Origin of the sequence: Alteromonas sp. AMM-1, from assembly GCF_047290655.1 — a bacterium.
Lineage (GTDB): Bacteria > Pseudomonadota > Gammaproteobacteria > Enterobacterales > Alteromonadaceae > Alteromonas > Alteromonas mangrovi.
The window spans coordinates 1-7,551 of record NZ_JBLBUE010000165.1 but is presented as its reverse complement, the minus strand read 5'-3'; the positions used below and the strand labels follow the sequence as shown (position 1 = coordinate 7,551).

5 protein-coding genes are annotated in these 7,551 nt (G+C 49.1%); 2 read left to right on the top strand and 3 right to left on the bottom strand.

The genetic code is table 11. The features are described from left to right. From ACLR2L_RS17235 to ACLR2L_RS17225, 3 genes are all read right to left on the bottom strand, one after another. The coding region (locus ACLR2L_RS17235) for an FAD-dependent oxidoreductase (RefSeq protein ID WP_413369876.1) at nucleotides 1-1,139 on the bottom strand (1,139 nt) is incomplete at its 3' end. 271 nt (nucleotides 1,140-1,410) lie between these two features. Next, entirely contained in the window at nucleotides 1,411-3,111 is a 1,701-nt protein-coding gene (locus tag ACLR2L_RS17230; protein ID WP_413369874.1) for a protein kinase domain-containing protein, read from the bottom strand. A gap of 5 nt (nucleotides 3,112-3,116) precedes the next feature. Beyond that, nucleotides 3,117-3,980 carry a formate/nitrite transporter family protein gene (locus tag ACLR2L_RS17225; RefSeq protein ID WP_413369872.1) on the bottom strand — a complete coding sequence of 288 codons (864 nt, stop codon included), beginning with the start codon at nucleotides 3,978-3,980 and terminating at the stop codon, nucleotides 3,117-3,119. A 437-nt stretch (nucleotides 3,981-4,417) separates the two neighbouring features. On the opposite strand from ACLR2L_RS17225, the gene ACLR2L_RS17220 reads away from it, so the two are divergent. Both ACLR2L_RS17220 and ACLR2L_RS17215 read left to right on the top strand, forming a co-directional pair. Continuing rightward, on the top strand, nucleotides 4,418-5,743 hold the full coding sequence (locus ACLR2L_RS17220) for a nitrate- and nitrite sensing domain-containing protein (RefSeq protein ID WP_413369870.1): 1,326 nt from the start codon (nucleotides 4,418-4,420) through the stop codon (nucleotides 5,741-5,743). 124 nt (nucleotides 5,744-5,867) lie between these two features. Beyond that, complete coding sequence (locus ACLR2L_RS17215; RefSeq protein ID WP_413369868.1) at nucleotides 5,868-7,217, top strand: hypothetical protein; 1,350 nt, start codon at nucleotides 5,868-5,870, stop codon at nucleotides 7,215-7,217. The last annotated feature ends 334 nt before the right edge of the window (nucleotides 7,218-7,551 follow it).

Genomic DNA, 7,551 nt, shown 5'->3' with positions numbered 1-7,551 from the left:
TAGTCGCTGGTATCGCCAACCAGAACAGCACCAATCACAAAGGATTTGGTAGGATCCAGCACCAGTTTTTTATACACACCATCAGGTTGGTTGTGGTACGTGTAAACCAGTGCGCCAGGCGTTTTTACATGCGCATCACCAATGGAGCCTACTTCTACGCCCATTAATTTGAGTTTGGTACTCATGTCGGCACCAGCAAACTCGCCTTTACCGCCGGTAAGATCGGCTACCGCTGCTCGGGCCATGGCGTAGCCAGGTGCAACCAGGCCATAAATGCGGTTGTCCCACAGGGCACATTCACCAATAGCGTAAATATCGGGATCCGACGTTTGACACTGGTTGTTGATCACAATACCGCCGCGCTCGCCCATGGTCAGCCCACTGCTGCGACCCAACTGGTCGCTGGGTCGGATCCCGGCTGAGAACAAAATTAAATCAGTTTCTAAAAAGCTGCCATCAGAGAAATTCATACGGTAGCGGCAGGATTCGCCTGCAACAATTTCCTGAGTGGCCTTCTGAGTGTGCACTTTCACACCCAGCTCCTCAATTTTCACTTTGAGCTGTTGACCGCCCATCATGTCCAGCTGCACGGCCATTAACTGAGGTGCAAATTCCACCACGTGGGTTTCAAGACCGGCTTGTTTCAGTGCATTAGCGGCTTCGAGCCCCAACAATCCGCCCCCCACTACAACGCCTACCTTGCTTTGTGCAGACGAAGCGCTGATTGCTTCCAGATCTTCAATGGTGCGGTATACCAGACAGTGTGGCTGATCGTTGCCCGGAATAGGTGGAACAAACGGATAGGAGCCGGTAGCCAGAATAAGCTTGTCGTATTCAAATGTTTCACCGCTCTCCAGAGTAACCACTTTGGCGTCGCGATCGATAGTGTTCACCCGCGCATTAATTCGCGCATCCACGCCCCACTGCTCATAGGTTTCAGGCGTGGTCATGGCTAAATCTTCTGCCGTTTTACCTGCAAAGTATGACGATAAGTAAACCCGGTCATAGGCCAAACGGCCTTCACCGCTTAAAACCGTTACGTGGCAATCATGCTGGCTGTTGATTAACTGCTCAACAAAATGATGGCCTACCATGCCGTTTCCGACAATGACGATGCGTTGTTGTGAAGAAGAAGTCATTTTGTTCACCTTTCTTGGAGACAAAAAAAAGCCCACGACCTTTCAGGGTCATGGGCTCCGTTGCCTGTTTAGCGTTAGCTTTTAAATTGTGTGATGGCGCAATACAAATGAATCGGCATCTTAATGAGGTACTATCAAGATCGATGCCAATAATTAGACACGTTAATTTTCAATGAGTTAGTAATTTACTCGTACTTCCTCACAACCCAAATCGCACCAATTTGATGCAATGACGGCTGCACAGGTGCACTATCATGGTTAAGTGGGTTGCTTATCGAATTAACGCCAACGCCAATAACACTGCTAATACACCCGACACGGTTTGCCAAAACCTCACCGGATTGCGCTCTGCCAGAGGCAGTACTTGTTGATATCCCGGGTTTGGATGCTGTAGGTCATACAGAAATTCAGACAGGCTTGGATAACGTTTGCCAGCCTGCGGATGACATCCGCGTTTCATCGTTTCATCCAGCCAGACAGGCACCAACACATCCCTTTGAAGCAAACGCTGATAACGCAGTTTGTGTAATGCACTGTAACTGGTTGTTTTGGCGACCGATGTGCCATAGGGATGACCGCCGGATAACGCGTAATAAAGCACACAGGCAAGCGCGTACTGGTCAGCCTGTTCATTGGCCCACAGGCCCACAAAATATTCAGGTGCACTGTATAGTAAATCACCGGGGATAATAAGTTGATTTGGGTCGTCTAAAAACTGATGACCATCAATACTAGCGCTGCCAAAGTCAATTAATACCAGCCTGCCGGTGTGGGTTAACAGTATATTCTCCGGCCTGATATCCTGATGTAGAATGCCTTTTCGATGCAATGCAGTAAGCGCAGTTACTAATTGAGCGGCCCACTCTCGGACTTGCTTCACTGTTGCCTGACCCTTGTCTAGCAAGTGCTGGCGCAGGGTTTGCCCGTCAAGAAATTCAGTTAGGGTGTAAAACGTACTTCGGTACTCATCTGACTCGACGGTTTTCATTACATGGGGATTGTTTACCCTACGCGCTACCCACTCCTCTTTGGCCATGTCGTCCAGAAAGCCAGCATTGTTACTTTGCGTAGTTGACGGCACTTTAAACACCGCCCGCTTTAGCGTGGTTTCATGCTGTGCAATGAACACATCGCTGCGATCAGAACGACTCAGGCAGGTTAACAATTGCCAGTTGTCGATAGTGGCACCGATGTCCAGATGCGGATTTCTGGGCAGAATGCCATGTTCGTCGTACGGGGAAATAACACCGGTTGCTGTACTGGCTACCACCAGTAATTGAATAGTCAGGTTGTCCGAACTACCGGCAACCAATGCGTTCTCTACCACCTGTTCACAGTACTCGGTAAGCTGATCGTGGTTTTCCGGCATACCGTTAAACAGGGTTGCAGCGTTCACGTAGTCTGCAACCCCATCGGTCATCAACGCAAATTTGTCGCCGGGTTCAATATCGATGAGTTGAATATCCACGTCGAGTGCCGGCTTTATGCCCAGTGCATTGGCAAGGTACTGCTGACCACTCTCTGATACGCCCGTGTGCGCCTGGGTTAACTGTGTTACGTTATCACCGCGACAATGCAATATTGTACTGTCACCACAGTGAATAACGGTTGCACTGTTGTGCTGCAGGATCACACCAGAAAACGTACACACATAACCCCTGTCCGGATTCCCCTGATAGGGGCTATGAGCACTTTTTATGTATAAGGCGGTGTTGATGGTTTCCAACACTTTTCGCGCTGCTCTGGCTGATGACCAGTTTTCGCTGGTCAGCAGGTAATCGCGATTAAAATGTGTAACAGCCAGTTCACTGGCGTATTGACTAACCTGGCTGCTACTGATCCCATCCGCTATGCTTGCCACCACACCCCGCCGCCCTAAAACGGCACAATCAGGCACTGTCATTGCCTGACAGTCCTGATTGATTGGCTTGATGCCGCTACTGGAGCATGCGCCCCAGCGAACAGTTAACACAAACGTTATACCTTATCGTTAACCTTGGCTGCTGGAACAGCTTTAGGCGCACCGCCACCCGCAAGAGTGCGTTTAGGTGCCGTTTTGTAGTGGGTTGAGTACAGGGTCAGACCGGTAAATGCCAAACCACCCACCAGGTTACCCAGTGCAGTTGGAATTTCATTCCAGATGAAGTAATCCATGATGGAGAAGTCACCACCCATGATCAAACCAAACGGGAACAGGAACATGTTCACAACCGAGTGTTCAAAGCCCATAAAGAAGAACAACATGATAGGCATCCACATAGCCAGCACCTTGCCGCTCACGTTAGTTGAAATCATTGCGCCAACAACGCCCAGCGATACCATCCAGTTACACAGCATGCCGCGAATAAAGATAGTGATCCAGCCTGCTACGCCATATTCTGCATAACCCAGTGTACGCGCTTCACCAATACCCGCTACTTTTGTGGCAATAGCACCGCCGTCGGTGTTGTAGCCCATGGTAAAAATGAATGACATCATGAATGCCACGGTTAATGCGCCAGCAAAGTTACCCACAAACACCAGCCCCCAGTTGCGCAATATTTGCGGCCAGGTTACGCCGGGGCGTTTGGCAAGCCAGGCTAAAGGTGCCAGTACGAACACACCGGTTAACAGGTCGAAGCCCATTAAGTAGAGCATACAAAAGCCCACCGGGAACAAGATAGCACCAATCAGGAATACGCCGGTTTGTACAGCAATGGTTACTGCAAATACGGCTGCAAGTGCCAGAATGGCTCCTGCCATATAAGCCCGAATTAAAGTATCACGGGTAGACATGTAAATCTTAGATTCACCCGCGTCGACCATCTTGGTCACAAACTCCGAAGGAAGTAGATACGCCATAATCAATCACCTTACTGTTATTAAAGAGTGCACAGCGTTCACTGCTACGTTCGCTGCCGTTTTTCACGCACAAAAAAGCGCCCGCACCACTCCCGTTGAGGAGCAGTCGCGGACGCCTTTGTCCAATCTCGTGCTGTTGGCAAATCCCTAAGACTTGCACACTTCACGTACCAAGTTTCTTGCCAACTTGGTTAAGATTAAAAATTAACCATAAAAATCAGCCAGATAAATCTTTTAGAAAGAGACAAGTGAATACCCAAACCTCAATTCAAATGCGCCAAAATGGCGCAAATTCACCAAAATAGTGCCTCGTTTAACTATGTATTCGCACAATTAATAGTGATATTCGAGCTATGCACCGGAAAATTGCCTATAAACCCACCAATTTAATCTGTTTTTCAATGAATTATGCAAGGAACACTAAACAGGAATGGCTTTTGCTTCAGTTTTTTATCAACACGCTATTTGAGATCGCCATGGGAAAACACAGCGAAATTACCAAGCGCTTTTTGCTGGCAGCCAAGTACCAGGAAATTCAGGCACTTCACCATTTATCGTCGAACTGTCGTACCGTGGAAGCAATTAAAGACATGATCCACCAGTTGCAACGGGAACGTGGGATGTCGAATGTGTTTCTGGGTTCCAAAGGGGATCGCTTTTCAGCCCAACGCGAACAACAAATTCAGAGCAGTCAGGAATGCGAACAGGATTTGCGAAGCCTGCTTAAATCACTCTACCTTGGCAATCACGATAACGGTCAGTCGATGCGTTTGCTCAGCAGCATCACGTTTGCGTTGCAGGGCATGGATCACTTGCCAAATTTACGTGAAAAAGTATCGGCTTTACAGGTAAATACCCTTGAGTCGACAAACGCTTACTGCCGTCTGATTGCCGGATTACTTGACGTTATTTTTGAAGCCGCCGATGTGGCCAGCGATCCGGAAATGACCCGTCTGCTGGTTGCCTTGTTCAACTTTATGCAAGGTAAGGAATACGCTGGACAGGAACGCGCCTGGGGCGCAATTGGCTTCTCCGAAAGCCAGTTTGACAGTACGTTATGCGACAGGATCCACACTCTTACTGAGTCCCAGCAGCAGTGCTTTGAAACCTTTTCCAATTTCGCTGATACCGAAGAACAAGCGATGTGGAACGCGCTTGCCACAGGCGAAGTGTCGGGCAATATTCAGCGGCTGCGGGAAATGATTTGTTCACTGGCAAAAGGCGGTGGCTGTTCGTCGGAACTCAGTGAAGTATGGTACGACATTGCAACACAGCGTATCGATGCCATGCAGCTCATTGAAGAACACCTGACTACGCGACTTAACCAGCAAGCTGAGCTAAGAATTAAGCAGGCTGAGGATGAATTGCGTAATCACGAACTACTGGTTGCGTCGTTAAACAATACGCCTGCACACGCTGGTTCTCCGTTTACCATGTTGTTTGATAGTTCGGTTAAAGGCTTGCGCGGCGCTGAGATAAGAGAAGACGATCTGGTTGAATCCGCTACCCTGTCAGCGCACAAATCCTTTTACGAGCTGATTCGTGGGCAGTCTCAGCGCATTGAAGAAATGGCCGGTCAGCTAGCCGCAGCCAAACAAGCCCTCAACGAACAAAAAGTGATCGATCGAGCTAAATTACTGCTTATGCAACAAGGTAAAATATCCGAACAACAGGCTTACAGAAAACTGCAAACATCCGCAATGGAACAAAATATTCGGATAGCTGAACTCGCGCAACGGGTTGTTCAGCGGGCAGCGAAATAATTGTTGCCTGATGTTGATTAACGTTAAGTTTCACATGTTATACAAAATTCAATAACTATTCGCTTACGTTTCGTTCTTGTGGTTTTCTCGTGTGGTTTTATAACTTCAACAAGCGAGAAATAGGATGCTGCGTAAGCACGTAACACCATTATTGATAGGCGCCGTACTGTGTGTTGCCCTCGCCCCTGACAGGGTATTAGCACAAATAGGCGATACCTTTGCGTCTGAACGCAAAGTCATTACCGATCCCGTGACGGGTGTAAACATCGCCTTTCTGACCAGTCAGCCCGCCGGCGATTCCAAAATATACCCTACTCACCCCCAATGGACTGCCGATGGCAACTGGCTGGTATTTCGCAGTAATCGCGTACCGGGCGAAGCCATGGCCGTTAACGAACAGGATGGTACGCTAGTTCAGGTAAGTGAAGGTGGCTATTTCGGCATGTTGGTGAATGCGCAGCGTTCCAATAAATTATACCTGATGCGCGATGCCAGTTTTGCTGCCGATGCGCAACCGCGTTACGGTAACAGCGAAAACGACAAGCAAATCGTCGAGGTGAATACCGGTGCGCTGCTTACCGATGTCATGGCAAAACGTGTTAAGCCTGCAAGCCATTATCAGCGTGTAGTGGGTATTGTACCTGGCAGTATGGGCGCGGGTGGCGATATGGCACTGGACGCTGCTGAAGATATTATCTATTTTCGAATTGGTCGCGAAGAAGCAGCACGGTACCTGCCTAAGGGCACCAAACCCGAAAGCAACTTTGGCCCCCGAAACATGGGCGCAGGCCCAACGGGCATCGCCAGTATGGATCTGACAACAGGCAAAATTGCCATGGTAGTCGCGCTGCCTTTTCAACTTGGACATATCCAAACCAATCCCTGGGTATCCCGGGAACTGATATTTTGCTGGGAAACCGGTGGTAAGTCACCGCAACGCATGTGGACCATGAAAGTGGGAGGTGAAGTAAAACCCCTGTATCCCGAAGCGGATTATGAATGGGTAACCCATGAAGCGGTTATCACCCGCGATGAGGTCGCTTTCGCCATTATGGGTCATCGCGATGTTGGCACCCATGATGATTGGGGCCCTTCTGCGAGCCGCCTTAAACCCACCGGGCTGGGGATAGTGAATTTGCGCACCAATGAAATGCGTATAGCCGGCCAAACCCGCAGTGGCAGTGGTCTGTGGCATGTACATGGTTCTCCCGACGGGCGCTGGGCAGTGGGCGATGATTTTGAGCGAAGCTTATATCTAATCGACCGCACTACCGATGAGATGATACTACTCAGCGCAGGGCACAAAACCACAGCCAAAGATCATACGCACCCCACATTTAGCCGGGATGGCACTAAAATTCAGATCCAGTCGGCCATGCTATCTGATGACGATCGCAGTTTAAATATTGCCGTAATCTATATCCCAGAAAGCTTGCTAAACAAAGACTATAGCCAGGTTAAAAGGCTGGACTAAATAACTCGAGGCCGAATTCACGGCTTCGCTACCCGCTTCGTTCACAGCCCTGTGTAAAATAATGACAGGGCTTCGCAATTGCGCTTTACCCGCTTAAATCCCCTGCTCGTCTCAACGCTTTTTTAACCCTGATTATTGGCATAGTAACTGCTGCCACTGTGGTTATTTGAGCCTGAACCCGTGATCAGGTGTTTCATTGCGCAAAGAGAGTGCAGATGTTGACACATTCCTCCCCAAAGTTGGTCTTTGCCCCATTCAGGGTCTCTGTTTTTCTATCCGTCATACTCTTATGCACTTGTCCGTCGGCCTTGTCCGATTCACCCGATATGTGCAT